Genomic DNA, 22,852 nt, shown 5'->3' on the forward strand with positions numbered 1-22,852 from the left:
TCACGCTCAGTCCGAATTTCATTAACACAAGGCTTGATTGAGGCGCGTGCTTCAGCATTTGCGCGGGACATCGCCTCGCGGCTTATGTACTTTTGTCTATCATTTTTAATTTGAGCCATTAGTATTGACCAAGTATGGTTCTCACCTGTGCGTCTGAAGCCGCTGCCTTGAACTCTTTCTTAACCCTCTGACGATTTCCTCCTGCAGATATTCTATACATTTCGGTCGAACCATCCGAATTTCGAATGAACTCGACCGTTGTTCCCTTTACGTTCTTCACCCAAGTCTGCTTATCTCCTGCTGGATCATAGCGCCAGTCCAAGCGACTGCAACCAATTGTCGCGAGAGAATTTGAGACGGCGATTGCACTCTGAAAGCGATTAGCGGCGTCTGGCGCAAGACAGGTCTGAATTGCTCGCCGCAAAGCTTGAGGCACGTGCGGAAGAAATTTGTTTCTATCTGGGAAAGCTCCGTCAATGACAGCTTGCCGAAAGGATGGGAAATCGAAGACGCCCTGATTTTCAAACCGAGACAGTTGTTGGTAAAAATCATCGTTCCCGTTGCAGAGACGATATAACAGCAGTCCGAACTGATAAATATCGAAGCGACGGTCTGATGCCGTTCCCTGAAAAGCCTCCGGCGGGATAGTTTTATAGTAAAGTCTGTCTTGTGCTGCTTGGCCGTTCAAATCAATTTGCTTAGCCTGACCGAAGTCTGCTACTAATGCTTCGCCTCGATCCGAAAGCAAGATATTATCGGGCTTTATATCAAAATGAATTAAGCCTTTAGAGTGAATGTTGGACAGGCCGCTCAGTATTTGGCATCCAGCAACGATGATTTCTCGAATGGTCAAAAATTCACGACTCATCCACTGCTTTAGGGAGCCTCGATTGTACAACGGCATCGCAATGAAGATTTGATCGTTGTTGTAGCATGCATAATGTACTTGGCAAACGTTAGGATGACTACTCAGATACAGAATTCTAGACTCGCTAAAGAAATCGGCGAATGACGCCATCCCGGCTTTAAGCATACTTTTGATAACGATTCTTGCATCTAAATGATTGTCGTGAGCAATAAAAGTCCTTGAATTACGTCCGTCGGCTCCAATTTCTTGGATCTCGCGAAAGCTTACACAAGCAATATCGATTGGATTAAGCATTTTCAGCCCCAATGGCGCACAGTACAGCTTCTCGCTGCACTTTATTCATTTCTTCCCAGCCCTCGACTCCATTAAAACATTCATCGCCGTCCACGTAGCTCTTAAACAACCTTCGATCAAATCCAACCTTGGATGAAATGTTTGAAACTTGACCAATGTAATACGAATTGAGTTCGCTGCTTGCGAATGCTTCCTGTATCACTCCCTCTATTTGCGTCCTCTCGGTATGATCACCTTGCGCAACAGACTCGGCAACACGTACGCCCGCTTTTACAACCTGATATTCCCGAATAATATCTAATATATTTACTCTGATGAACTTTAGTGCATCTGGTCGCGCAAAAGCTATTGGAATTATCAAGTTCTCAACGTTGAGAATGCGCCGCTGATCGGTGTTGTAAATTGCGAAAGTAACACTTTTCGGCGCAGATCTTAAGCCTAGTGTGTTCATTTCTAAGCCCGGCAATACGATGCGATGTTTGAACGAATTAGAAAGCCCGAGACAAACTGCATTTAGAGCTGCGTGTAGCCCTGTGTCTTCAGCCAGTCTGTAATGGCGTAACGGATAGCTTCTGGCCGGGATGGCTTCGGGTCCGGCTGCGCGGCGATCCAGGCATCTAAGGGAATAAGCAGCGCAGGTGCCACGCGCACCATGATGGGCGTCGCGTCGGTGCGAGGGCGACCACCCTTGCTCTTAGTTTTTGATATTGACAACGACATGAGTTGACAATATCAGAAACGGTACGGGCCGCCAAGGTGCTACCAACACCGTGACGGCCCTGACCACCAACCGCACCAGGAGTGCTGTTTATGGCTATCCACCACCTTACACCGCCCATTCGCGGCGGTGAACGCCCGCGCTTGCCTTCCGCACAGCGAGGTCCTGTCAGCATCGCCCTCGCGGCTATGCATGTCGCCGATCCCGACCGCCAGCGCATTCGCGAATTGCGCCGCCGGATCGCCGAGCGGATCGAGGCCGACATCGCCCTGCTCGACGCGCTGGATGCCGGGGGCCGGGCATGATCGAGCGCAATCGAGCCATCCATGCCGTCTTTCAGATGGAAGACGATATCTGCAGCGTGCTCCGGTACGCGCAGGCTCTTTCTCACATGGCGGCGAGCCCGCACATGATCGAGCCCGAATGCCTGACGGCCTTCTCCGATCCGCTTCGTGCAATCGGGCAGCGATTGAGGGAGCAGTACAAGGAGGCTCATGAGGCGGTCGTAGGGGACCGGCCATGAACGCCCCTGTGCAGCGCCGCGGCTTCCTGCGCGGCCTCGTCTCGCTTCCTCTCATCGGGGGTGGCGTGACGCTTATTGGTTCGCCGACTGCTGTCGCCGAGCCCTGCACCCTCGGCCTTCTGGATCGCTACACCGATTGGCTAGCTGTCGAGTACGGCGAGGCCCTCATTGAGCGGTGCGCTCTGGCGCCAAGCACCAGCCACGCCCATTCGCTGGCGATCATGAAGTTTCGCCGCGAATGGTGTCAGGACAACCGGACGCTCAACCCTCGACGGGACAAATTCGAGCACCCTCCCGCTACGCTGCCCTCGACCCGCGCCGCTCTCGTTCTCAGCACGGTTGGCTGCGATTGGAAGGAGGGCATGCCATGCGCCTGATCCTCTCCCTGCTCGCGGTCGCGCAAATCCGGCTCGCCCGGCACGACCTCGCGCGATCCGACCTGCTGATGCGGGAGGCTGATGAAGCCTTCGCCCGATCAAGGCGGCGGGTGGGTCTCGCCAACGACCTCGCCCGGCGGGCGGGGTTCGAAGTTAGGGGCTAAGCTGAACTTAGGGTGAGACGTAGGTCGCCCAGAGGATGGCCACGAACGCTGTCAGCACCGCTGGCCCGATAGTGAGGGAGAGTTGTGTCAGCATTGCTCCACGCTGAAAGAAGCAGGCGCGCCAGATCGGGCTACTGACGCGCCTGTTCAAGTTTGGCCTCGGAAGGCCAGCAAGGCTTAAACAGTAAATGCCGATTTGAAGTCGGTTTGTGCGGGCTCGAACGATATCCGCGCGGATTGTTACCGGTCTGCAACAGGCTTTGGATTGACCATCACGGACGCCGCTCGCGCATCCAGTGCGGGCGGTAGACTCCACGTGATTTCACGTAGGCTTATTGGACAGCTGTTGTGCTGAAGTCTCACCGCAGGACCAATATCCATTGAAATAATTAGATTTTTCGGAGCTTGCCACTTGCTTCCGGTTCCGCCGAGGGGCACCGGCAGGTCGAGGGCGCAGAGGGCGGGATTCAGCACATCGAACAGCCCGGCATATTCGGCGGCGAACAGCTTCGGCAGGAGCCCATCCGCATGGTCGTCGATGACGAGGCGGCCCTGGAGGCAGGCCGTCGTGGGGGGCTCGACGGCGAAGAGCGCCGCCGCCTTGCGGAGCTGGTCCGGCTCCGGCACGTCCTCGGCATCGTAGACGGTCAGCAGGCGCCCTCGGGCGAGGGCGAGGCCGACATTGAGGGCACGCGGCTTGGTGCGCGGCCAGCCCGGCGGCACGGTGACAACCTCGAACCGCGCCGGGAAGGGGATCTGCGCGAGGGCGGCTTCGGTCTCGCGATCATCGGCCTCGATCAGGAGCTTGATGTCGAGCTTGGCCGCCGGATAGTCGAGGGCCGCCAGCGCCTTGGCGAGGGGATACGCCGACCGCCGCTCCCGATAGAGCGGCACGAGGATCGTATAGACCGGCAGGTCTGCATCCGGGAGCGGCGGCGCCTCGATGGAGGGCGGCCGGATTGCCAACGCCGCGAGGCGGACCGCCATCATCGCCAGGATAAGGGCCTGCAGAACGATCACCAGCGCCTGAGCGGGCAGGGGCGGCGCCAGGACAAGGGTCAGCGCGAGGGCCGCGAGCCCGCCGCCGAGGATCAGAAGAGGGCGGGCGAGCGGCGCGGCGGCGCCTTGCGGGCCCTGGCTCGCCAGCGCGGCGATGGGGCCGGACATCCGCGCGAACACGGCCGCGCGCAGCCGCGTCGGAGACGTGAGGGCGATCTCCGCCAGACGGCCTTTTCGGGCGAGCAGGACCGCGATGGCCTGCCCGCGCGGGGCGATCACCGTGGCGGCGCCCATCCCCGATGCCAACGGCGCACGGCCCGCGAGGAGGCAGCCGGGATAGGGAAGGTCCCGGGCGAGCGGGATCGGCCCGTCGAGATACGCGAGGCCGAGGGTCCGGGCGAGCGCGCGGTAATAGCCTTCCTCGTCGATCAGCCCGACCTGGAGCAGCGCCGTGGCGGCATCGGTCCCGGCGGCCCTGCCCTCCGCCGCGGCGCGGGCGAGCGTGCGCTCGTCCACCCCCTCGGACAGAAGGAAGGCGATGTCCGGTGGGAGACCGAGGGACGTGTCCCGGGCAGAGACGAGAATCGTCACCGCAGGTTCCGCTCCCGCAGCGGGCTCGAGCCGTGCTAGGGGAGGGCGGTGAGCCCTCCGTCCCGTCCCCGCTCCGTGTGGAGCACCCCCCGTCTCTCACGGTCAAGCGCCAGCCGGGCCTGGGCTGTGGGCACCGCCCTGTGGCTCGCCCTCGCTGCCCCTCCGGTGCTGGCGGCACCTCAGGAGGCGAGGGCGCCCGTGCCGTCCGTGGCGGTGCCGGATTTCTGGAACCCGCGCAGCCGAGGCGAGCGGGTCGAGGCCCCGCAGACCGGCCGTGCCGTGCGCTTCCTGACCGACGACGAATTCCCACCGCTCCACTTCGCCGGGCCGGACGGCAACCCGACGGGCTTCGTCGTGGAACTGGCCCGCGCGGTCTGCGAGAAACTCGCCATCACCTGCACGGTGCAATCGCGCCGGTTCGACACCCTGCTCGATTCCCTCGAATCCAAGCAGGGCGACGTGGTCGCCGCCGCCATTCCCCTCACCGCCGGGCTCCGCAACAAGTTCCTGGCGACACGGCCGTATTTCCGCTGGCCGGCGCGCTTCGCCGCGCGGACGGACAGGGGCCTGCCGGTGCCCTCGGCCGCGCATCTCGACGGACGGAGCGTCGGCGTGATCGCGGGAAGTGCCCACGCGGCCTATCTCGGCGCCTTCTTCCCGAAGGCCAAGGCGCGGGACTTCACCGACCTCGCCGCCGCCGAGAGCGCGCTGAAGCGCGGCGAGATCGACTACCTCTTCGCGGACGGGCTGAACCTCGCCCTGTATGTCGGCGGCCAGGAGGCGGAGAATTGCTGCGCCCTGATCGGCGGCGATTACCTGGAGAACCGGTTCTTCGGCGAAGGGATCGGGCTGATCACCCGGCAGGAGGACGCCGCCCTGTCGCGCGCCCTGGACGACGCGCTCCAGCGGGTCTGGGACGATGGCAAATACACCGAGTTGTATCTGCGGTTCTTCCCGGTCAGTCCGTTCTGACGGGCGGCGCTCCGCGATGTTCCGCTTCGACCTCGTGGATCTCGGCCTGTTCCGTCAGGTGGTGGAGGCCGGCTCGATCACCCACGGGGCCGCGCGGGCGAACCTCGCGCTGGCGGCCGCCTCGGCGCGGATCAAGGCGATGGAGGAGAGCCTGGGCACCACCCTCCTCACCCGGACCCGGCAGGGGGTGAGCCCGACGCCTGCGGGACGCGCGCTCCTCTCACATGCCCGGTCGATCCTCGCGGGCACGGAGCGCCTGCGGGAGGAGATGGCCGTATTCTCCGGCGGCGCCACCGGGCAGATCCGGGTGGTGGCCAACACCCACGCGCTGATCGAATTCCTGCCCGATCCGCTGTCGGATTTCCTCGCCTCGCATCCGGGCGTCGCCGTCGAGATCGAGGAGCGCACCTCGGACGAGATCGTCGGCCTGGTGGCCGAGGGCGCGGCGGATTTCGGGCTTCTCTCCGGCACGGTCGATACGGGCGGCCTCGCGACCTTCCCGTTCCGGGAGGACCGCTTCGTCCTCGTGGCGGCGCGGGGCGACCCCCTCGCGGCGCGCGGAGACGTCGCCCTGGCCGACGTGCTGGAGCGCGACCTCGTGGGCCTCGACCGCCGCAGCGCGATCAGCCGCTTCCTCGCCGAGAAGGCCGCCCGCGCCGGACGGCCGATGCGGCTGCGGGCACAGCTGCGCGGCTTCGACGCCGTGTGCCGCCTGGTGGAGGCGAAGGTCGGCCTTGCGATCCTACCCGAGAGCACGGCGCTCCGGGCAGCCCGCACGCTGGCCATCACCGTGGTGCCCCTCTCCGATTCCTGGGCGAGGCGCGACCTGACCCTCTGCCTGCGCGACCGCGACGCCCTCCCGCCCTTCGTGCAGGAGTTCATCGAAGTCCTGCGGGGCTGAAACAGGGCGTCCAGAGGGCAAGCCCTCTGGCGGGTGCAGGGCAGCGCCCCGCGATATTCCAGGGGCTTTGCCCCTGGAGCCCACCGAAGGGCTTGGCCCTTCGGGATCCCCTGATTAGCCTCGGCCCAGCTGAGGGGAACCACAATGACCATCACCACCGTCGAGGCCGCCGGGCGGCGCAGGGGCGCCGAATTGCTGGTGGAGGTGCTGCGCTCGGAGGGGGTGCGCTACATCTTCGGCAATCCCGGCACCACCGAATTGCCCCTCATCGACGCCCTCACCGAGGCTCCGGACGTCGCCTACATCCTCGCCCTGCAGGAGGCCACCGCCGTCGCCATGGCCGATGGCTACGCGCAGGGAGCGCGGCGCCCGGCCTTCCTGAACCTGCACACGGCGGGCGGACTCGGCCACGGCATGGGCAGTCTCGTGAACTCGCAGGTCTCGGGCACGCCGCTGGTCGTCACCGCCGGGCAGCAGGACCTGCGCCACGCCCTGACCGACCCGCTCCTGATGGGCGATCTCGTGGCCATCGCCGACCCGGTGATGAAATGGGCCCGCGAGGTGACGAGTCCGGACCAGATTCCCATCCTCCTGCGCCGGGCCTTCCACGATTGCGCCGCCGCGCCCTCGGGCCCCGTCTTCCTGTCCCTGCCCATGGACGTGATGGACGCGCTGACCGACGTGCCGGCGGGCGAGACCTCGACCATCGACCAGCGGGCCGTGGCGGGCTCCCTCGACCGGCTGGCCGAAAAGCTCGCCGCCGTGGCACCGGGCCGCCTCGCCCTCATCGCGGGTGACGAGATCGATTCCTCGGATGCCTCGGCGCAGACCGTGGCGCTGGCCGACCTTCTCGCCGCGCCGGTCTACGGCTCGTCCTGGCCCGCCCATATCCCGTTCCCCACCAGCCACCCCCTCTGGGCGGGCAACCTGCCGACCCGCGCCGACGGCATCGCCGAGATCCTCGGCCGCTACGACGCGGTGTTCGCGCTGGGCGGCAAGTCGCTGATCACCGTGCTCTATTCCGAGGCCTCGGCGGTGCCGCCGGGGACGCTGGTGTTCCAGCTCTCGGCCGACGTGCGCGACCTCGGCCGCACCTACGCCACCGCCCTCTCGACGGTGGGCGACATCCGCGCCTCCCTCGACGCGCTGCTGCCGCTTCTCGCGCCCCGCCTCGCCGACCGGGCCGACGCCTTCGCCCGCCTGCGGCAGGAGGCGGCCATCGCCCAGGCCGGGCGCCGCAGGACGCTCCACGCCGCCGCCGACGTGGCCTTCGAGGATCCGGTGATCGCCCCCCTGGTGGCGGCCCGCGAGGTCGCCCGCGCGGTCGGCGCGCAGACCACCATCATCGACGAGGCGCCCGCCACCCTGGTCCATCTGCGGACCTTCCTCGACAGCCCCTCCGTGCATCAATACGCGGCCATGCGCGGCGGCGTCCTCGGCTGGGGCATGCCGGCGGCGGTCGGGTTCTCCCTCGGGATCGACCGCGCCCCCGTGGTCTGCGTGGTGGGCGACGGCGCGGCCATGTACTCGCCCCAGGCGCTCTGGACCGCCGCGCACGAGAAGCTGCCGGTCACCTTCGTGGTGATCAACAACGCCGAGTACAACATCCTCAAGAACTACATGAAGGGCCAGTCGCACTACGCCTCGGCGCGGGCCAACCGCTTCATCGCCATGGACCTCACCGACCCGCGGATCGACTTCCCCTCCCTCGCGGCCTCCATGGGCGTGCCCGCCCGGCGCGTGACGCGGGCCGCCGACATCGCCCCCGCCATCGAGGCGGGCATCGCCTCGGGGACGGCGAACCTCGTAGAGGTGGTGGTGCGGGCGGGGTGAGGCCCATGCCAGAGGACGGACCATTCCACGGCGGATCTCGCACGAGCCCGCAATTTTTATGACGGTGCGTCGAAGAGTTTTTGAGCGGCGCGCCGGATCATCTTCGGTGTAAGATGGGTCTAATAGGCCCCGGTTTCGTGCAACGCGAAAAACATCGATGCGCCGCAACGAAAGCTGCATTTCGAATGCAGTCGATCCTTCCGGTGGATTCTTCAAGGTGCCGCGCGGCCATACGACGACAAGTCCGGAGACGGGGCGTGCGTGAGTCCCGGGCATCCGGACGTCAGGGAGGATCGGCAGGCCCATGAGGAAGAACAAGGTCATCTCCGCTGACGAGGCGATCGCCCTGGTCCGCGTCAACGACGTGTTGACCACCACGGGCTTCGTGCAGAGCTGCATTCCCGAGGCGCTGCATGCCGCCCTGGAGAAGCGCTTCGTCGAGACCGGCTCGCCACGTGGGCTGACCCTGATCATGACCGCGGGCGCGGGCGACAGCAAAGGCCTCGGCACCGGGCGCCTTCACCATCCGGGCCTGCTCTCGCGAGTCATCGCCGCCAATTTCGGGCGGATGCCGAAGGTCGCGCAGGCCGCGCAGAACAACCTGATCCGCGGCTACAACCTGCCCCAGGGCGTGATCTCGCAGCTCTATCGCGCCTGCGCGGCCGGGCAGCCGGGCCTGTTCTCGAAGGTGGGGCTCCAGACCTATGTCGATCCCCGCCACGGGGGCGCCAAGGTCAACGACCTGACCACCGAGGACATCGTCAAGCTCGTGGAGGTCGATGGCGAGGAATGGCTGTTCTACACCGCCACCAAGATCGACGTGGCCTTCATCCGCGCCACCTCCGCCGACCCGTCGGGCAACCTCTCCTACGAGAAGGAGGCCCTGACGCTGGACTGCCTCGCCCAGGCCATGGCGGCGCGCAACAACGGCGGCATCGTCATCGCGCAGGTGGAGCGCATCGTCGATGACGGCTACCTGCTGCCCAAGGACGTCCGCGTACCGGGCATCCTCGTGGATTGCGTCGTGGTGGCCGAGCCCGAGATGCACCGCATGAATTACGGCGTCATGCACGACGCCGCGCTGGCCGGAGAGATCCGCGTGCCGGTGACGGGCATCAAGCGGATGGCGTTGAACGAGCGCAAGATCATCGCCCGCCGGGCCGCCTTCGAATTGCCGCCGAACGGCGTGGTGAATCTTGGTGTCGGCGCGCCGGAGGGGATCTCCTCGATCGCGAACGAGGAGAAGGTCACCCCCTACATCACGCTGACCACCGAGGCCGGCGCGGTGGGCGGCGTGCTCGCCTCAGGCTCGAGCTTCGGTGCGGCGACGAATGCCGATTGCATCATCGACCAGAACCAGATGTTCGATTTCTACGACGGCGGCGGCCTCGACATGACCTGCCTCGGCATGGCCGAGTGCGACGAGGCGGGCAACGTCAACACGTCGAAGTTCGGCGGCAAGCTCAACGGCTGCGGCGGCTTCATCAACATCTCGCAGAACGCGCGCACCGTGGTCTTCGCGGGCACCTTCACGGCGGGCGGCCTGGAGATCGCCGTGCAGGACGGGCACTTGCGCATCGTCACCGAGGGCAAGGCGCGCAAGTTCGTCAAGCAGGTGCAGCAGAACACCTTCTCCGGCCCCTACGCGGTGCAGCGCTCGCAGCCGGTGCTCTACGTGACGGAGCGTTGCGTCTTCCAGCTGACCCCCGAGGGCCTGGAGTTGATCGAGGTGGCGCCCGGCATCGACATCGAGCGCGATATCCTCGCCCACATGGACTTCGCCCCCGTGGTCCGGAACCCGGTGCCGATGGATCCGCGCATCTTCCGCGACGAGCCGATGGAGCTGATCGCCGACCTGCTCAACCTCGATCTGAAATCGCGGGTCAGCTACGACGGCGAGCGCAACATCCTCTTCGTCAACCTGGAAGGCTGGTACTGCCGGGTGAAGGGCGACATGGACGAGTTGCGCCTGACCATCGTGGAGGCGTGTCGCAAGGCGGGCCAGCGGGTCAACGCCGTGATCAACCACGACGGGTTCCGGCTGAACGACAACCTCGTCGATGATTATGCCGGGATGATCCAGTATCTCCAGGCGAACTACTACGCGACCACCACCCGCTACGCGACGAGCGCCTTCCTTCGCCTGAAGATGGAGGAGGCATTGACCAAGCGCGGGGTCGCCCCGCACGTCTTCGAGCGCAAGGAGGAAGCCCAGGCCTTCCTCAGCAGCACCGAGGACAGCAAGGCCCGCAAGCGGATCTCCCCCGCCGTCGCCTCGGCGGCCTAGGACCGTACCGCACTTGCTCCGTCTGGATCGATGCACGAGGGCGGCCTCGCAGCCCTGAATCGATCCGCGTGCACGGCCTTTGCCGCCTTCCTATCGGCGAGGACGAGGCCGTGCGCGCTTCTGAACTTCCTGTCTTCCGTTCATGAGGGCGACGTCCCCAAGTCGATGCGCAACGCGGCGTGTCGGCGCCATCCAGCACGAGGCACATGCGGCCGGGCGAGCGGCCTCATCAATCAGCCCTCCACGTTGCTTCTGATAGGCGATGTAACTTCAGATTGTTAAACGCGCTAAAACATTCGATTTTTTGCCAGTTTAATAGTTTTTATACTGCACAACCACCAACGATATAGAACTGAATTCGTCGGTCACGGGGCCCGGCATGCTGCGCAGTTCGAAAATCATCATCAAGGCCATCGTGCCGCTCGGCCTGATGGCGATCATTGCCTCGGGGCTGATGTTCTATGCGACGGCGGGCCTCGACAGGCTTGCCCAGGACACGCGCAGGATCGTCGACGTGGACGCGGTCCGCCTCGAGCAGATGCTGCGCATCCGCTCCCATCTCAATGAAATGGCCATCCAGTCGCGCACCATCATCCTTCAGAATGACGAGCAGAAGAGGGCCACCGCCAAGGCGCGCTGGAACACCGCGTTGCAGGGCTCGATCGAAGGGCTCGACGCATTGACCGCGATGGCCGATTCTCCCGAGCGTAATGCCTACAACCTCGCGCTCAAAAGCCTTCTGCAGGAGTATTCCGCAACACAGGATCGGGCAAACGCCCTGGGCCTCAAGAACGACAAGGAAGCGGCCGCGAAGATCCTGCTGACCGATTCCGACGATGTGCGGGACCGGATCCGTGAAGCGCTGGCCGCAAACGTTCAACGCCTGAAAGGCGAATTGCAGCACCAGCGCGATGCGGCCGGGCAGGCCGTGACGCGGACCGAACAGCTTCTGATCGGCGCCTCCGTGGCCGGGTTGCTCGGAGCAATCGCGCTCTCGATGCTGATCGTCGTCGTCGGCATCACACGGCCACTGGCCAGCCTTGTCGGCGTGCTGCGGCGTATGGCGCAGGGAGAGATCGACGCTGCCATCCCCGAGGCCACGCGCGGCGACGAGATCGGCGCCGTCGGCAAGGCGGTGGAAGGCATCAAGACCATGGTCGCTCAGAAGGCCCTCGAGCAGGCCGAGATGAGGCACCTCGCCGACGAGGCCGCCGCCCAGGAGCGCAAGCGCACCATGCTCGAACTCGCCGACGGCTTCGAGCAGGCGGTCGGCGGCATCGTCGGCATGGTCTCGTCCTCGGCCACCGAGTTGCAGGCCACCGCCCAGCAGCTCAGTTCCTCCGCCGCCGAAGCCGCCTCCCAATCGACCACCGTCGCCGCCGCCGCCGAGGAAGCCTCCTCGAACGTCGGCACCGTCGCGGCGGCGGCCGAGGAACTCGGCAGCTCCGTCCACGAGATCGGCCGCCAAGTGCAGGGCTCGGCCACCCTCGCCCAGGCCGCCGTCGGCGAGGCCGACCAGAGCGCCTCTCTGGTTCAGGCCCTGCGCCAGACCTCGGCACGGATCGGCGACATGGTCGGGCTGATCTCGAACATCGCCAGCCAGACCAACCTGCTCGCCTTGAACGCCACGATCGAGGCCGCCCGCGCCGGTGAGGCGGGCAGGGGCTTCGCGGTCGTCGCGGCCGAGGTGAAGGAGCTCGCCAACCAGACCGCCAAGGCCACGGAGGAGATCGCGGTACAGATCGGCGACATCCAGGGCGTGACGGATCAGACGGTGACGGCGATCGGCGGCATTACCGGTCGCATCCGCGAGATCAACAACGTGGCGACCTCAATCGCGGCGGCGGTGGAGCAGCAGGGCGCGGCGACGCAGGAGATCGTGCGCAACGTCTCGCAGGCCTCGACGGGCACCAGCGAGGTGACGACCAACATCGTGGGCGTGGCCCGCGCCTCGGAGGATACCGGCGCGGCGGCGAGCCAGGTGCTCTCGGCCTCGAGCGAGCTGTCGCGCCAGTCCGAGCACCTCTCGGCCGAGGTCGCCCGGTTCCTCAGCACCATCCGCGCGGCCTGAACTCGTCACGACGCCCTCGACGTCCGCTTCCGCCCACCGTCGCGGCGGAAGCGGGCGAGCTCGAGGGCCCACTCCGTCAAAGGCCGGGATCGAACGGCTAATCGGCCAATCCCGGCACCGGCACGCCGAAGGCGAGCGCCAGCAGCACTCCGTTGAGCGTCAGCACCACCGCCGCCCCGGCGGTGGCGGCGGCCTTGGTCCACGGGCCGTTGGCGAAGGGGCCCATCACGCTGCGGCGGCTCGTGAACACCACGAGGGCGATCATCGGCACGGGCAGGGCCAGGGACAGCACGACCTGCGAGAGGATGAGCGCTCGGGTCGGGTCCACCCCCGCCGCGACGACGGCGAAGGCCGGCGCCATGGTGACGAGGCGGCGCACGAGGAGCGGGATCCGCCAGCCGGTGAAGCCCTGCATCACCATCTGCCCCGCGAGCGTTCCCACCACCGACGAGGACAGGCCGGAGGCGATGAGCGACACGAGGAAGGCCGCGCCCGCCGCCGGGCCGAGGAGGGGCGTCAGCGTCCGGTAGGCCTCGCCGATCTCCGCGATCTCGCTGTGACCGAGATGGAAGGCCGACGCCGCCATGATCACCATCGCCATGTTGACGAGGCCCGCCAGCGCCAGGGCGACGATCACCTCCCGGTCGGAGAAGCGCACGAGGAGCCGCCGGTCGGCCTCGTTCCGGGGGGCACCGCGCCCCTGGGTCAGGCCGGAATGCAGGAACAGGGCGTGCGGCATCACCGTGGCGCCGATGATGCCGACTGCGATGGTCAGCGCCTCGGCATCGGGGATGTGCGGGGTCACGAGCCCCTTGGCGACCGCGCCCCAGGCGACGGGGGCGATCAGAAGCTCCACCGCGTAGCAAAGCCCGATCGTGCCGACCATCGCGCCGATGGCGATCTCAAGGGGCCGGAAGCCGCGGTTCTCCAAGAGGAGGATCGCGTAGGTGACGACGGCCGTCACCGCCATGCCCGCCATGAGCGGCATGCCGACGAGGAGCGACAGGCCGATCGCCCCGCCCAGGAACTCCGCGAGGTCGGTGGCCATGGCAGCGATCTCGCTCACCGCCCAGGCGGCGAACCGGCCCGGCCGCGGCGCGGCATCGCGAAAATGCTCCGCGAGGTTCTTGCCCGTGACGATGCCGAGCCGGGCCGAGAGGGCCTGGAACAGCATCGCCGTCAGGTTCGCCGCCAGCACCACCCAGAGCAGGCTGTAGCCGTAGCGGGCTCCGGCCTGGATGTTCGTCGCGAAGTTGCCGGGGTCCATGTAGGCGATGGAGGCCGTCACCGCCGGGCCCACGAACAACAGGAACCGGGCACGGCCGCCGGGCCGCCCGTCGAGCACCGCGCGGATGCCCTTCTCCGTGGCTTGGCTGAGCCCGCCCTCGGCGCGCCGTTCCGTCACGGCGAGATCGCCTGCCGCCATTCCGTCCGGCTCCCCTCGTATAGCATAAGCTATATAGAAAAGCCGAGGCTGTCGGCAAGGGGGCTTCGAAGGCGGGAGACCGGAGGCGGATTGCGTGCCCGGCTTCCCTCGCTCTAAGGACGTGACCAGGCTCCGAGGGAGACAGCCAGATGCAGGAACCGGAGGCGTTCGGGCGGAGCGAGACCGCGCTCGTCGATCCCGAGCGCCACGTCGAGAGCTTCCGGCAGGCCCGCGAGGCTCGTCGGCTCGAACTGGTCGAGGACTACGTCGAGTTGATCGACGACCTGATCGGCGATGGCGGCGAGGCGCGGCAGGTCGACATCGCGGCGCGCCTCGGCGTGGCGCAGCCCACCGTCGCCAAGATGCTGAAGCGCCTGTGCGACGAGGGGCTGGTGCAGCAGCGGCCCTATCGCGGCGTCTTCCTCACCGAGGCGGGCAAGCGGCTGGCGGGCGAGGCGCGCGAGCGCCACCGCATCGTGGAACGGTTCCTCTGCGCGCTGGGCGTCAGCCCCGAGACCGCGCGCCGGGACGCCGAGGGCATCGAGCACCATGTCAGCGCCGAGACCCTGGAAGCCTTCCGCGCTTTCGCCGAGGAGCGGGGAGGGTAGCTCCGGACCGTCGCGCGAGCGCCGGATCTCGGCGCCGATGAGGCTTCTCACACCAGGGGCGCGGCAATCTTCTGGCGGAGACCGGTGATGACGGCGCGGAGGATGTCCGCCTCGGCATCGCCCGGAATGGGCATCACGCCGACGCGGGTGGCGTAGATGCGCTCGTGGATGAAGGCGAGCTTGGCGATCACCGCCGGGGTCAGCGTGAACGGGTAGAGGGCGGGCTGGCCCATGCTGCTCGACAGGGAGTTCACCGCGTAGGTCAGCGGCAGCCACGCCTCGATGAGGCGGTCGAGGTCGGCCGTGTCGTAGGGGTCGAAATCGATCACCGTGGGCGGCGGGCGCCGCACGCTGCCGCGCTCGCGCAGGCGAGGGCGCACGTGCAGTTCGAAGGTCGAGGCGGTCTCGATCGTATCGACGATGTGCAGGTAATGGGCGAAGGTCTCGGCGAAATCCTCCCAGGGGTGGGCGGTGGCGTAGGCCGAGACGAAGCTACCCTCCCAATCGGCCGGGGCGCCCCCGGCATAATGGTCATGCAACGCCTGGACGTAGTTGCGGCGCTCATCGCCGAACAGCGCCCGGAACGGCTCCTGGAAGGGCCCGTTCATCACCAGCAGGTACCAGAAATAGTGCCCGATCTCGTGGCGGAAGTGCCCGAGCAGGGTGCGGTAATGCTCGCCGAACAGGATGCGGCGGCGCTCGCGCTCGACGTCGTCGGCCTCCGCGATGTTCATGGTGATGAGGCCGTTGATGTGCCCGGTCATCACCGGTGCCCCACTGGCATTGGCCTCGGATGGGTCGGCCAGGAAGTCGAAGGCGAGGCCGTCCGTGTACTGGACGCGGGTGGCGAGCGGCAGTTCGAGCCGCAACAGCGAGTAGAACAGCCGGTGCTTGGCCATCTCGACCTGCCGCCAGCGGGTGTGGTTCCAGGGCACGGTGAGGTCCGGCACGACGCGGTTGTGCCGACAGCAGGTGCAGAAGATGTCCGGACTTTCCTCCGGCACGAGCCAGTTGCAGGCGTTCCACACCGCATTCTGGCAGGCACGGTAGCGCGGCCCCGGATCGGCATAGGCGTGGAAGATCTGTGCCCCGCCCATTTGCGGATGGGTGGAGAAGCCGGCCGGCTCAAGGGCCGACACCTCGTGCCGAACACAGACATACCCGAGTCGGCGCTCGCAGCTTTCGCACGCGGTCGCTTCAAACGTGACCGGCTGGTCACAGGCTTGGCACTGGAAGATCTTCATGGGCGGCAGTCCTGAGGATCGGCGCGCCGGTCCCCTTCGGTCAAGCGGAGCCGGGAGGCAAAGTTCCTGCCGAACAGTTCCGCTTCGGTCCCGCACGGAAATTGCTTTGCGGGCAAGCCTTGCCTCATAACCGGGGCGGGTCCGAACCTGCGCGATCCTGAGACGGAGCCGACGTGTCGATCAAAGTCGCCCTGCACCACGTCACGCATTACCGCTACGACCGGCCGATCAGCCTCGGACCGCAAGTGGTGCGCCTGCGGCCCGCGCCGCATGCCCGCACGCAGGTGCCGGCCTATGCGCTGAAGGTGACGCCCCAGAACCACTTCATCAACTGGCAGCAGGATCCGAGCGGCAACTGGCTCGCCCGCCTCGTCTTCCCGGAGAAGACCGACGAGTTGAAGGTCGAGGTCGATCTCACCGCCGACATGGCGGTGATCAACCCGTTCGACTTCTTCGTCGAGGAATACGCGCAGACGAAGGACTTCGCCTACGATCCGGAACTGCGGGAGGAGCTCGCCCCCTACCTCGTGCCCGTCGATGCGGACGGTCCGGACATGGAGGCGCTGCTCGCCCGCCTGCCGGAGGAGACCAACACCGTCCTGTTCCTCGTGGCCCTCAACGGGATGATCGCGAAGGAGATCGCCTACGGCGTCCGGATGGAGCCGGGGGTGCAGACGCCCGCCGAGACCCTGACCCTCAAGAGCGGCTCCTGCCGCGATTCGGCATGGCTGCTGGTGCAGGTGCTTCGGCGGATCGGCCTCGCGGCGCGCTTCGTCTCCGGCTACCTGCTCCAGCTCGTCCCGGACACCACCGCGGTCGATGGCCCGACCGGGGCCTCGAACGACTTCACCGACCTGCATGCCTGGGCCGAGGTCTACCTGCCGGGGGCGGGCTGGGTCGGCATGGATGCCACCTCGGGCCTTCTGACGGGAGAGGGGCACATCCCGCTGGCCGCCACGCCGCATTACCGCTCGGCAGCGCCGATCTCTGGCCTCGCGGAGCCCGCCGAGACCAAGTTCGACTTCCGGATGAGCATCTCCCGCGTGGCCGAGACGCCCCGCGTGACCAAGCCCTATTCCGAGGATGTCTGGACGGCGATGGACCGGCTCGGCGAGAAGGTCGATGCCGACCTCGTCGCGCAGGACGTGCGCCTGACCATGGGCGGTGAGCCGACCTTCGTCTCGGTCGACGATTTCGAGGCGGCGGAGTGGAACATCGCCGCCGTGGGGCCGACCAAGCGCGGCTTGGCGGACCAGTTGATCCGCCGCCTTCGCGAGACGTTCGGACCGGGGGGCCTGCTCCATTACGGCCAGGGCAAGTGGTATCCCGGCGAGAGCCTGCCGCGCTGGGCCTTCGCCCTCTACTGGCGCAAGGACGGCAAGCCAGTCTGGCACGACCCCGCCCTGATCGCCCCCGAGGGCGGGACCGGCGAGGCGACGATCACCCAGGCCAAGGCCTTCGCGGACGCGCTCTCCGCACGCCTCGGCCTCAAAGACTATGTCTTCCCCGCCTTCGAGGACGGGGACGTCTGGGAGAAGAAGCGCACGGACCTGCCGGTCAACGTCACGCCCGCAGCCGCCCAGTCGGGCTCGGTGGAGTTCGATGCCCGGATCAAGCGGGTCTACGAACGCGGCCTCGGGGAGGCGGCGGGCTACGTGCTGCCGCTGGCGAGCCTGCCCACCGGCAAGGACGGCGATTCGGGCCGCGTCTGGATCTCGGAGGCGTGGGAGTTCGGGCGCGGCTACGCCTATCTGGTGCCGGGGGATTCCCCCGTGGGTTACCGTCTGCCGCTCTCCTCGCTGCCCTACGTGCCGCCGGAGCACTACCCCTATTACCAACCGCAAGACCCGCTGGAGGCGCGCGGCGCCCTACCCGAGTCCAAGGCGAAGGAGGCGATGGGCAAGGAGGCGGCAGGGACGGACGGATCCAAGCCTGCCACCCCGGCCAAGACCACCCGGCCCGCCAACGGAGCGGGCGTCAGCGGCGTCGCCGTGCGCACGGCCCTGGCCATCGAACCCCGCGACGGGGTGATCCGTGTGTTCATGCCCCCGGTGCAGCGGGTGGACGAGTATCTCGAACTCGTCGGCCACCTCGAGGCGGTCGCGGCCGAACTGAAGCAGCCGATCCATGTCGAGGGCTACGAGCCGCCCTTCGATCCGCGCCTGTCCCTCATCAAGGTCACGCCCGATCCCGGCGTGATCGAGGTGAACGTCCATCCCGCCGCGTCCTGGCGCGAGGCGGTGGACATCACGTCCCGGCTCTACGAGGAGGCGCGCCAGACCCGCCTCGGCGCCGAGAAGTTCATGACCGACGGCCGCCATACCGGCACGGGCGGCGGCAACCACGTGGTGCTGGGCGGCATCACGCCGGACGATTCGCCGTTCCTGCGACGGCCGGACCTGCTCAAGAGCATCGTGCTCTACTGGCAGCGGCACCCCTCGCTCTCGTACCTGTTCTCGGGCCTCTATATCGGCCCGACGAGTCAGGCGCCGCGCATCGACGAGGCGCGCCACGACGGGCTCTACGAGCTGGAGATCGCGCTGGCGCAGGTGCCCGCGCCCGACACGCCGAACATCCCCCGCTGGCTGGTGGACCGGCTGTTCCGCAACGTCCTGATCGACGTGACCGGCAACACCCACCGGGCCGAGATCTGCATCGACAAGCTCTATTCCCCGGACGGGCCGACCGGCCGCCTCGGTCTGCTGGAGTTCCGAGCCTTCGAGATGCCGCCGGATGCACGGATGAGCCTCGCGCAGCAGTTGTTGTTGCGGGCGCTCGTCGCGTGGCTGTGGCGGGAACCGCAGGAGGGCGGCTGTGTCCGCTGGGGCACGAGCCTGCATGATCGCTTCATGCTCCCCCATTTCCTTTGGGCGGACTTCCTCGACGTGCTGGAAGACCTCCGCCAAGCGGGCTACGATTTCGATCCCACGGCGTTCGAGGCGCAGGCCCTGTTCCGGTTCCCGGTCTTCGGCACCGTGGAGCAGGGCGGCGTCAAGCTCGAGCTGCGCCAAGCGCTGGAGCCTTGGCACGTGATGGGCGAGGAAGGGACGAGCGGGGGCACGGTGCGCTTCGTCGACAGTTCGGTCGAGCGGCTGCAGGTCAAGGTCGAGGGCTTCGTCCCCGGCCGCCACGTCGTCGCGTGCAATGGCCGCCGCCTGCCCATGACGAGCACCGGCCGGGCCGGCGAGGCGGTGGCGGGCCTGCGCTTCAAGGCGTGGCAGCCGGCCTCGAGCCTGCACCCGACCATCCCCGCCCACTCGCCGCTCACCTTCGACATCCTGGATGCGTGGAGCGGGCGTTCGCTCGGTGGCTGCCGCTACCATGTCGCCCATCCGGGCGGGCGCAACTACGAGACCCATCCGGTCAACGCCTACGAGGCCGAGGGGCGGCGCCTCGCCCGCTTCCAGACGCACGGCCATACGCCGGGCCGTATCGCGATGCCCGCGACCGAGGTGAGCGCCGAGTTCCCCTTGACCCTCGATCTGCGGACACCCGCTCCCCGATGAGTGCGGCGCTCGCGATCGGCATCGATCCGGGCGAGGCTACCGGTCAGCGCATCGCGCGCTGGACCGCGCACTACCGCACGAGCCCCGGCCTGCCCGACGAGTATCTCGGGCCGGACGGGCGCCCGCGCGAGGTCTGGCGCCGCCTGCTGGAGCGGTTGGGCGGCCTGACCGAGGCGGAGATCATGGCCCGTTTCGTCTCGGCGGAACGGCACATCCGGGATGCGGGCATCTCCTTCCGCATCGCGGGCGACCAGCGGGAGCATCCCTGGCCGCTGGGGGCGATGCCCCTGGTGATCGAGGCCGAGGAATGGCGCGACCTCTCCGCCGGGCTGATCCAGCGGGCCGAATTGATGGAGGCGATCCTCGCCGACGTCTACGGACCGGGGGATCTCGTCGCGACGGGCCAGCTTCCGGCGGCGATCGTCGCCGGAAACCCCGAATTCCTGCACCCGCTCCACGGCGTGGCGCCCCCCGGCGGCCACCATCTGCGGCTCTACGCGGCCGACCTCGCCCGCGGCCCGGACGGACGGTGGCAGGTGCTGGCGGACCGGACCCAGGCCCCCTCCGGCCTCGGATGGGCGCTGGAGAACCGCATGGTCCTGGCACGGACCTTCCCGGACTTCTTCCAGGACCTGCAGGTCGAGCGCCTGCCCGCCTTCTTCCAGGCGTTTCGCAACGGGCTGGCGCTGGGAGCCGAGCGAGCCGATCCGCGCATCTGCCTGCTGACCTCGGGCCCTTACAGCTCGACCTATGTCGAGCAAGCGGCACTCGCCCGCTACCTCGGGTTGATGCTCGTCGAGGGCGACGACCTCGTGATGCGCGACGGGCGCCTGCACGTGCGCACCGTCTCGGGCCTGAAGCGGGCCGATGCCCTGTGGCGGCGGATCGATGCCGACTACCTCGACCCGCTCGAATTGAATCCCGCCTCGCGGCTCGGCGTGCCGGGGGTGCTGGACGCCCTGCGCAACGGCACCCTCGTGATGGCCAACATGCCCGGCTCGGGCCTCGTCGAGTCGGCGGCGCTCGCCCCCTATCTCGATGGCCTGTGCCGACGCCTCCTCGGGGAGCCCCTGCGCCTGTCGCATCCGCGGACATGGTGGTGTGGCGATCTGGAGGGGCTCGCCCATGTCCAGGCCAATCTCGACCGGCTGGTCCTGCGCCCGGCCGCAACGCCCTCGCGCGGGGCCGGGCGGGACGCGCTGCTCGCCCCCTCGGCCCTGGCCGCCGAACGCGCCGCCGTGGTCGACGCCCTGCGCGACCGGCCGTTCGACTACGTGGCGCAGGAACCCGCGCCGCTCTCGACCATGCCGGGCTGGGAGCGGGGCGAGGAGGGGCTGTACCTCGTGCCCCGCCCGTTCGTCGTGCGCGTCTACGCCGCCCGGACCGCCTCCGGCTGGACGGTGATGCGCGGGGGCTTCTGCCGGATGTCCGAGCGGGACAATGTCGACCCGCTGGAACTTCGGCTCGGCATCCGCTCGGCCGATGTCTGGGTGCTGTCGGACGAGCCGGTCGAGGCGCCGCTCATCGGGTCGCAGGCGGCCCCCCGGGTGCGGCGGCTCGGCGGCCATCTGCCCGCGCGGGCGGCGGACGGGCTGTTCTGGTTCGGCCGCTATGCCGAGCGCGCCGAGGCGGTGACCCGCCTGACACTCGCCCATCTGCGCAGCTTCGGCGATGCCGTGGGCACCGATATTTCCGGCTCGCCCGATGCGCCCGCCGCCCTGGCGATCCGCGCGCTCCTGGGGGAATGGGTCAGCGTCGCCGCCGCCGATCTGCCGACGGCCCTGCTGGCGCAGCAGGCCCTGTGCGGGCGCGATCAGCCGGGCTCGGCGCGGGCGCATGTCACGGCCGCCCGCCGCAACGCCGCAGCGCTCCGCGCCCGCCTCTCCGGCGAGACATGGCGGGTGTTGGCCGACCTGTCGGATCTGCTCTCCCTGGATACCGAGCGCGCCTTCACCGAATCGCAGCTCGCCACGCGGGCCGAGCGGACCCTGAGCCACCTCGCGGCGTTGTCCGGGCTCGCCCACGAGAATACCAGCCGGGCCGAGGGCTGGCATTTCGCCGAACTGGGCCGGAGGATCGAGCGGGCGATCAACACCTGCACCTTCGCCCTGGCCTTCGCCAATGACGAGGCGACGCCGGGCTGCCTCGGGACGATGCTGGCGCTGGCGGATTCGCAGATCAGCTACGGCCGCCGCTACATGCAGGGGGCCGCCCTCGATCCCGTGCGGGACATGGTGCTGCTCGACCCCTACAACCCGCGCTCGATCGCCTTCCAGGTCGAGGCGATCAAGCGCCATCTCAACGAGTTGCCCGCCCTGGCGGCCGACGGCCTGCTCGAGCCGCATTGCCGCCTCGCGGGCCGGATCCAGGGAGAGTTGCGCCATGGGGAGGCGGCGGATTTCGATGCGGTGCGCCTCAGTGCGCTCAATACCGACCTCGAACGCCTCGCCGACGGCATCGTGGCCCGCTATTTCCCGACCGGGCCGCACGCGCCGCGGTCGGAGAAGCTGACGGGGCTGGGCTGATGGCCATCCGCCCCCCGGCCGGATGCGTGGCATGATCTACACCCTGCGGCACCGCACGACCTACCGGTATGGCCGGGCGGTGAGCTTCGCCCGCTGCTCCCTGCGCCTCAAGCCGATGGACGGGGATGGGCAGGCCCTGCTGTCGAGCGCAGTCACCATCGATCCGAGCCCGGCCACGGCGGTGACCCGGCGCGATTATTTCGGGATCGAGGCCCTGGCGATCACGATCGAGGCGCCGCACACGACATTCTGCGTCGAGGCCCTATCGACGGTGCGGGTCGAACGCCGTCCCCCGCCGCCACCGGAGGGGGGCACCCCGTGGGAGGCGGTGCGCGACGGCGCCCTCGTCTCGCGCGACCTGTCGGGGCGGGCGCCGGTGCATTTCCTATTTCCGAGCGATCGCGTGCCCCTGCTGCGCGAGGTGACCGATTACGCCCGCCCGAGCTTCGTCTCCGGGCGCAGCGCCTACGGTGCGGCCCATGACCTGATGCGGCGCATCCGGGCGGATTTCCGCTTCGACTCCAAGGCGACGAACGTGCATACGCCGCTGGCCGAGGCCTTCGCCGGCCGGGCCGGCGTCTGCCAGGACTTCGCCCATGTGATGATTGCCGCCTTGCGCGGCATGGGCCTTCCAGCCGCCTATGTCAGTGGCTACCTGCGCACCGTGCCGCCGCCCGGCCAGCCGCGCCTGCGCGGCGCCGACGCGAGCCATGCCTGGGTCGCCGTCTGGTGCGGAGACGCGTGGCACGGGCTCGACCCGACCAATTCCTGCGCCGTGCAGGACGACCACATCACCGTGGCCCAGGGCCGCGATTACGGCGACGTGGCCCCCGTCGATGGCATCGTCACCGGCTCGGGCCGCCAACGCCTCAAGGTCGAGGTGGACGTCATCCCCGAGACCGAGATGCAGGATCTGGCGCTGGTCGGGTGAGGGGCGAGGCGGCG

The 22,852-nt window shown here is 67.6% G+C and carries 18 protein-coding genes; 13 read left to right on the top strand and 5 right to left on the bottom strand.

Annotation, left to right across the window (positions count from 1 at the left end):
- Nucleotides 1-118 precede the first annotated feature (118 nt).
- Nucleotides 119-1,162 carry a serine/threonine-protein kinase gene (locus J4O73_RS14160; RefSeq protein WP_426218257.1) on the bottom strand — a complete coding sequence of 348 codons (1,044 nt, stop codon included), beginning with the start codon at nt 1,160-1,162 and terminating at the stop codon, nt 119-121.
- Complete coding sequence (locus J4O73_RS14165) at nt 1,155-1,613, bottom strand: hypothetical protein (protein ID WP_426218259.1); 459 nt, start codon at nt 1,611-1,613, stop codon at nt 1,155-1,157. The genes J4O73_RS14160 and J4O73_RS14165 overlap by 8 nt, the downstream gene beginning before the upstream one ends.
- Nucleotides 1,614-1,972: 359 nt before the next feature.
- On the opposite strand from J4O73_RS14165, the gene J4O73_RS14170 reads away from it, so the two are divergent.
- Genes J4O73_RS14170 through J4O73_RS14185 form a run of 4 tightly spaced genes read left to right on the top strand, consistent with a single transcriptional unit; the run spans nt 1,973 to nt 2,944 of the window.
- Complete coding sequence (locus tag J4O73_RS14170; protein ID WP_426218261.1) at nt 1,973-2,185, top strand: hypothetical protein; 213 nt, start codon at nt 1,973-1,975, stop codon at nt 2,183-2,185.
- Nucleotides 2,182-2,403, top strand: a complete 222-nt coding sequence (locus tag J4O73_RS14175) for a hypothetical protein (protein WP_426218262.1) — start codon at nt 2,182-2,184, stop codon at nt 2,401-2,403. Before J4O73_RS14170 ends, J4O73_RS14175 begins: the two co-directional genes overlap by 4 nt.
- Nucleotides 2,400-2,780: a hypothetical protein gene (locus J4O73_RS14180; protein WP_426218264.1), complete on the top strand. Its 381-nt coding sequence runs from the start codon at nt 2,400-2,402 to the stop codon at nt 2,778-2,780. The genes J4O73_RS14175 and J4O73_RS14180 overlap by 4 nt, the downstream gene beginning before the upstream one ends.
- The gene (locus J4O73_RS14185; RefSeq protein ID WP_426218265.1) at nt 2,771-2,944 is read left to right on the top strand and encodes a hypothetical protein; all 174 of its coding nucleotides are present in this window, start codon (nt 2,771-2,773) and stop codon (nt 2,942-2,944) included. The genes J4O73_RS14180 and J4O73_RS14185 overlap by 10 nt, the downstream gene beginning before the upstream one ends.
- Before the next feature lie 240 nt (nt 2,945-3,184).
- On the opposite strand, the gene J4O73_RS14190 is transcribed toward J4O73_RS14185, so the two are convergent.
- Complete coding sequence (locus tag J4O73_RS14190; protein WP_426218267.1) at nt 3,185-4,534, bottom strand: glycosyltransferase; 1,350 nt, start codon at nt 4,532-4,534, stop codon at nt 3,185-3,187.
- Nucleotides 4,535-4,672: 138 nt separating this feature from the next.
- On the opposite strand from J4O73_RS14190, the gene J4O73_RS14195 reads away from it, so the two are divergent.
- From J4O73_RS14195 to J4O73_RS14215, 5 genes are all read left to right on the top strand, one after another.
- Nucleotides 4,673-5,506: a transporter substrate-binding domain-containing protein gene (locus J4O73_RS14195; RefSeq protein ID WP_426218388.1), complete on the top strand. Its 834-nt coding sequence runs from the start codon at nt 4,673-4,675 to the stop codon at nt 5,504-5,506.
- Nucleotides 5,507-5,522: 16 nt separating this feature from the next.
- Nucleotides 5,523-6,407 carry a LysR substrate-binding domain-containing protein gene (locus J4O73_RS14200; protein WP_426218269.1) on the top strand — a complete coding sequence of 295 codons (885 nt, stop codon included), beginning with the start codon at nt 5,523-5,525 and terminating at the stop codon, nt 6,405-6,407.
- Between the two features lie 144 nt (nt 6,408-6,551).
- The gene (locus tag J4O73_RS14205; RefSeq protein ID WP_426218270.1) at nt 6,552-8,240 is read left to right on the top strand and encodes a thiamine pyrophosphate-binding protein; all 1,689 of its coding nucleotides are present in this window, start codon (nt 6,552-6,554) and stop codon (nt 8,238-8,240) included.
- Nucleotides 8,241-8,544: 304 nt separating this feature from the next.
- Nucleotides 8,545-10,527, top strand: coding sequence for an acyl CoA:acetate/3-ketoacid CoA transferase (locus J4O73_RS14210; protein ID WP_426218272.1), 1,983 nt, complete (start codon nt 8,545-8,547; stop codon nt 10,525-10,527).
- 379 nt (nt 10,528-10,906) lie between these two features.
- Nucleotides 10,907-12,598 (top strand): methyl-accepting chemotaxis protein, encoded by a 1,692-nt coding sequence (locus J4O73_RS14215; protein ID WP_426218274.1) that lies wholly within the window; start codon nt 10,907-10,909, stop codon nt 12,596-12,598.
- A gap of 97 nt (nt 12,599-12,695) precedes the next feature.
- Here the strand turns inward: J4O73_RS14215 and J4O73_RS14220 are convergent, their stop codons facing one another.
- Nucleotides 12,696-14,024 carry an Nramp family divalent metal transporter gene (locus J4O73_RS14220; protein ID WP_426218276.1) on the bottom strand — a complete coding sequence of 443 codons (1,329 nt, stop codon included), beginning with the start codon at nt 14,022-14,024 and terminating at the stop codon, nt 12,696-12,698.
- 149 nt (nt 14,025-14,173) lie between these two features.
- Between J4O73_RS14220 and mntR the strand changes: the two genes are divergently transcribed.
- Complete coding sequence (mntR, locus tag J4O73_RS14225) at nt 14,174-14,632, top strand: manganese-binding transcriptional regulator MntR (RefSeq protein WP_426218278.1); 459 nt, start codon at nt 14,174-14,176, stop codon at nt 14,630-14,632.
- A 47-nt stretch (nt 14,633-14,679) separates the two neighbouring features.
- On the opposite strand, the gene J4O73_RS14230 is transcribed toward mntR, so the two are convergent.
- Nucleotides 14,680-15,876: a zinc-binding metallopeptidase family protein gene (locus tag J4O73_RS14230; RefSeq protein ID WP_426218279.1), complete on the bottom strand. Its 1,197-nt coding sequence runs from the start codon at nt 15,874-15,876 to the stop codon at nt 14,680-14,682.
- Nucleotides 15,877-16,049: 173 nt separating this feature from the next.
- Here J4O73_RS14230 and J4O73_RS14235 point away from each other — a divergent pair, with 173 nt between their 5' ends.
- Genes J4O73_RS14235 through J4O73_RS14245 form a run of 3 tightly spaced genes read left to right on the top strand, consistent with a single transcriptional unit; the run spans nt 16,050 to nt 22,838 of the window.
- Entirely contained in the window at nt 16,050-19,382 is a 3,333-nt protein-coding gene (locus tag J4O73_RS14235) for a DUF2126 domain-containing protein (protein WP_426218281.1), read from the top strand.
- Nucleotides 19,379-21,907 carry a circularly permuted type 2 ATP-grasp protein gene (locus J4O73_RS14240; RefSeq protein WP_426218283.1) on the top strand — a complete coding sequence of 843 codons (2,529 nt, stop codon included), beginning with the start codon at nt 19,379-19,381 and terminating at the stop codon, nt 21,905-21,907. Before J4O73_RS14235 ends, J4O73_RS14240 begins: the two co-directional genes overlap by 4 nt.
- Before the next feature lie 31 nt (nt 21,908-21,938).
- Nucleotides 21,939-22,838: a transglutaminase family protein gene (locus tag J4O73_RS14245; RefSeq protein WP_426218284.1), complete on the top strand. Its 900-nt coding sequence runs from the start codon at nt 21,939-21,941 to the stop codon at nt 22,836-22,838.
- The last annotated feature ends 14 nt before the right edge of the window (nt 22,839-22,852 follow it).

This window comes from Methylobacterium sp. NFXW15, from assembly GCF_049887755.1.
Taxonomy (GTDB): Bacteria; Pseudomonadota; Alphaproteobacteria; order Rhizobiales; family Beijerinckiaceae; genus Methylobacterium.

Coding starts and splice junctions, on each gene's coding strand:
- J4O73_RS14215 (WP_426218274.1), top strand. CDS start 10,907: ATGCTGCGCAGTTCGAAAATCATCATCAAGGCCATCGTGCCGCTCGGC.
- J4O73_RS14185 (WP_426218265.1), top strand. CDS start 2,771: ATGCGCCTGATCCTCTCCCTGCTCGCGGTCGCGCAAATCCGGCTCGCC.
- J4O73_RS14160 (WP_426218257.1), bottom strand. CDS start 1,162: ATGCTTAATCCAATCGATATTGCTTGTGTAAGCTTTCGCGAGATCCAA.
- J4O73_RS14245 (WP_426218284.1), top strand. CDS start 21,939: ATGATCTACACCCTGCGGCACCGCACGACCTACCGGTATGGCCGGGCG.
- J4O73_RS14175 (WP_426218262.1), top strand. CDS start 2,182: ATGATCGAGCGCAATCGAGCCATCCATGCCGTCTTTCAGATGGAAGAC.
- J4O73_RS14210 (WP_426218272.1), top strand. CDS start 8,545: ATGAGGAAGAACAAGGTCATCTCCGCTGACGAGGCGATCGCCCTGGTC.
- J4O73_RS14180 (WP_426218264.1), top strand. CDS start 2,400: ATGAACGCCCCTGTGCAGCGCCGCGGCTTCCTGCGCGGCCTCGTCTCG.
- J4O73_RS14220 (WP_426218276.1), bottom strand. CDS start 14,024: ATGGCGGCAGGCGATCTCGCCGTGACGGAACGGCGCGCCGAGGGCGGG.
- J4O73_RS14230 (WP_426218279.1), bottom strand. CDS start 15,876: ATGAAGATCTTCCAGTGCCAAGCCTGTGACCAGCCGGTCACGTTTGAA.
- J4O73_RS14170 (WP_426218261.1), top strand. CDS start 1,973: ATGGCTATCCACCACCTTACACCGCCCATTCGCGGCGGTGAACGCCCG.
- J4O73_RS14205 (WP_426218270.1), top strand. CDS start 6,552: ATGACCATCACCACCGTCGAGGCCGCCGGGCGGCGCAGGGGCGCCGAA.
- J4O73_RS14165 (WP_426218259.1), bottom strand. CDS start 1,613: ATGAACACACTAGGCTTAAGATCTGCGCCGAAAAGTGTTACTTTCGCA.
- mntR (WP_426218278.1), top strand. CDS start 14,174: ATGCAGGAACCGGAGGCGTTCGGGCGGAGCGAGACCGCGCTCGTCGAT.
- J4O73_RS14200 (WP_426218269.1), top strand. CDS start 5,523: ATGTTCCGCTTCGACCTCGTGGATCTCGGCCTGTTCCGTCAGGTGGTG.
- J4O73_RS14240 (WP_426218283.1), top strand. CDS start 19,379: ATGAGTGCGGCGCTCGCGATCGGCATCGATCCGGGCGAGGCTACCGGT.